Annotated in this window: 2 protein-coding genes; one reads left to right on the top strand and one right to left on the bottom strand. The window is 70.9% G+C overall.

Going from position 1 to position 3,392, the window contains the following annotated elements; genetic code table 11:
- Positions 1 to 139: 139 nt before the first annotated feature.
- A complete protein-coding gene (locus IP86_RS16000) occupies positions 140 to 2,371 on the bottom strand; it encodes a pseudouridine synthase (protein ID WP_054163529.1) in 2,232 nt (743 codons plus the stop codon).
- Positions 2,372 to 2,541: 170 nt separating this feature from the next.
- Here IP86_RS16000 and IP86_RS15995 point away from each other — a divergent pair, with 170 nt between their 5' ends.
- Positions 2,542 to 2,988 (top strand): nucleoside deaminase, encoded by a 447-nt coding sequence (locus IP86_RS15995; RefSeq protein WP_054163528.1) that lies wholly within the window; start codon positions 2,542 to 2,544, stop codon positions 2,986 to 2,988.
- Positions 2,989 to 3,392 lie beyond the last annotated feature (404 nt).

Raw genomic sequence — 3,392 nt, 5'->3', positions numbered from 1 at the left:
GTCTCCGCAAGTCAGAGCGGCTCGGCCGCGTGGAGAGGCCCCCTCACCCGCCGCGCAAATGCGCGTCGACCTCTCCCCGCACGCGGGGAGAGGTTCAGCTGTCCGCGCTGTAAGTCTTATCTGCATAACGACTGCCCAACTACTCCTCGCGGGGCGCCGCGTCGCGCTTGCCGTGGTAGCGGCGGGCGGGGCCGCGGGACGGGTCGCGGGGCTCGCCGGCGCTGGTGCGCTCGACCTTGATCCTGCGGCCCTTGCGATCCTCGACCGCGCCGCGCTTGGTGACCGCCTTCTTCTTCGGCGCCGGCGCTGCCGCTTCGCCGGCCGCGACCACGCGGGCCGGCCGCTTCGGCTTGATCTCGCTCGGCGACGGGCCGACGAAATCACAGCCGGCCAGTTCGATGATCTTCTCCCCGAGCTGTTCGCGCAGCACCCGCGTCTTCACCTCCTCGACCTCGCCCTCGCCGAGTTCGAGCAGCTGGAACGGGCCATAGGAGACGCGGATCAGCCGGTTCACCTCGAGCCCGAGATGCGCCAGCACGTTGCGGACTTCGCGGTTCTTGCCTTCGCGGATCGCGAATACCAGCCAGACATTGGCGCCCTGGTCGCGCTCCAGCCGGGCGTCGATCTCGCCGTATTTGACGCCGTCGACTTCGATGCCGTTCTTGAGCTCGTCGAGCTGCGCCTGCGTCACCTCGCCATGGGCGCGGACGCGGTAGCGCCGCAGCCAGCCGGTCTCGGGCAGTTCGAGCGCGCGCGCGAGGCCGCCGTCATTGGTGAGCAGCAGCAGGCCCTCGGTGTTGAAATCGAGCCGGCCGATCGAGATCAGCCGCGGCAGATCCTCGGGCAGATGATCGAACACCGTCGGCCGGCCTTCCGGATCGGCGTGCGTGGTCATCAGGCCGCGCGGCTTGTGATACAGGAACAGCCGGGTGCGCTCGCGCTCCGGCAACGGCTTGCCGTCGATGGTGATGACGTCGGACGGCAGCACGTCGAGCGCCGGACTGTCGATCACCTTGCCGTTGACGGTGACGCGGCCGTCGGTGATCCACGCCTCGGCGTCGCGCCGCGAGCACATCCCGGCGCGGGCCACCACCTTGGCGATGCGATCGCCGGGTTTGTTGGACGCCTTGGCGTCGCGGCGGTCGGGCTTGCCGCGACCGGCCTTCTTGTCGAACTTGCCGTGCTCGCCGGCCGGCCGCTCACGATAGGCACCGCGGCCGCCGAACGCCGGGCGCTTGGCAAACACCTTGCTGTCGTCTTCATTGTCGCGGCGCGGCCGGTCGAAGCCCCGGCCTTCGGAGCGCGGACGATCGAACGAGCGCGCTTCGCTGCGCGGATGCTCGTGCCAGTCGCCGCCGCGCTCGCGCCGCTCAAACTTGGGCCGCTCGTCGCGCCCGAACCGCGGCCGCTCGCCGCCGCGGTCTTCGCGGGGGCGCTCGGAGCGCGGGCGATCGGATCGCGGCTTGTCGAAGCCGCGACCGCGCTCGCTGCGTTCACCGCGCGCCGCCGGAGCGCTGTCGCGCTTCTGCCAGGGCTTGTCGTTGCCGCGATCGGCGCCGCGCTCCGGACGATCGCCAAAACTCTTGCGCGGCCCGCGATCCGGCGCGCCGCGGCCGAATTTCTTGTCGCCATCGCGCGGCGTGAAGGGACGCTTGTCGCCGTCTTCGCGGCGCTGATACGGCCGCTTGTCGCCGCCCTCGCGCGGCTTGCGATCGCCGAACGGTTTGTCGCCGAATTTCTTCTCGCCGAAACGGCCGGCGGGGCGGGCGTCGTCGCGGTCGCGGCGCGGCGCGCGGTCGTCGCGCTTGAACGGGCGATCGCCGCCGCGATCATCGCGCGGCGGCCGTGGCGTGTAGGCCCGCTTCTCGCCGCCCTCGCGGGAGCCGAAGCTGCGCTTGTCGCCGAACTCCTTGCGCGGGCCGCGCTCGGGGCGGTCGCCCCCGCGGGCCGGACGCTCATCACGATTGAAGCGCGGACGCGGCGCATCGCCGTCATCTCGGCGCGGCCGCTCGGCGAAGTCGCGGCGCGGCGCGCGATCGTCGCGCTTGAACGGGCGGTCGCCGCCACGATCGTCGCGCGGCGGACGCGGCGTGTAGGCGCGCTTCTCGCCGCCCTCGCGCGGGCCGAACGAGCGCTTGGCCTCGCCGTCGAACGATTTCTTCGCATACGGCCGATCGCCGCCGCCCGCGGCCCGCTTGGCGAATTTCTTCTCCGGACCGCGCGCGGCGCCCGAACGGCCCTTGCCACCGGCTCCCTTCGCGCCGAAGCCGCCCTTGCCGCCGCCGCTCCTGCCGCCGCCCGCAGCCTTGCCGCCGCCGGGCCGATCGCGGCGGCCGCGCGCTGAGTTGTTTTTGTCGGTGTCGCGGGGCATGAGTGGTCTTTCTTCAGGGATCCGTCGGGATCGGCAATGGGGCTCAGGCAGGAAACGGGCTCGCGCCAGGGTCGCTCGCGCTCTCATCGAAGGCGCTGGGGTCCCGCAAAACCGGTATCCACTGTTGCTGAATGGGCTCTCCTAGCAGAGTTTTTCCGGCGAGACGAGCCATGACCACGCACTCTTTCATGGATTTGGCGCTGCAGGCGGCGCAGACCGCCGCGGATGCCGGCGAAGTCCCGGTCGGCTGCGTCATCGTCCGCGCCGGCACGGTGATCGCCAGCGCCGCCAACCGCACCCTGACCGACCGCGACCCGACCGCCCACGCCGAGCTGCTGGCGATCCGCGCTGCTGCGGCGACGCTCGGCAGCGAGCGGCTGACCGACTGCGACCTCTACGTCACGCTGGAGCCGTGCACGATGTGCGCCGGCGCGATCTCCTTCGCGCGCATCCGGCGCCTGTATTTCGGCGCGTTCGATCCGAAAGGCGGCGCGGTCGAAAGCGGCGTCCGCTTCTTTGGCCAACCGACCTGCCACCACGCTCCCGAGATCTACTCCGGCGTCGGCGAGCGCGAAGCCGCCGCGCTGCTGCGGGAGTTTTTTCGGGCAAGGCGGTGACGGCTTGTGCCCGGACGCTGCGCAGCGCGCCGCATGGCGCCCGAGACTCGGTTTGATTCATTGCCGGGCTTGACCCGGCAATCCATCCTCTTCGCAAATACGATGCATGGCGCGCTGGCGCGCGCGATGGATGCGCGGGTCGGGCCCGCGCATGACGGGAGTGTAGGTGGCGAGCGCGCTGCCTCGTCACGACGTCCGATTCGATTGTCAAACAGCCAATTATCAGACAGCCACATTATCAGACAGCCATGGCTCTGCGTTCTCGCGGCTCCGCGGAGCCCGAGTTGTGCACCCGTCGCTTCACAGCGAGGGGTGGGGGCGCGCCGGTCGGCGCAAAGGTGGTGAGTTTTCGCGATGGCTTTGCGGACCATCGCGCAACGCCTTGCGGCGCGCCCACCGCGGCG

Source organism: Rhodopseudomonas sp. AAP120 (assembly GCF_001295845.1).
Taxonomy (GTDB): domain Bacteria; phylum Pseudomonadota; class Alphaproteobacteria; order Rhizobiales; family Xanthobacteraceae; genus Rhodopseudomonas.
This window is presented reverse-complemented; position numbering and strand designations above follow the sequence as displayed.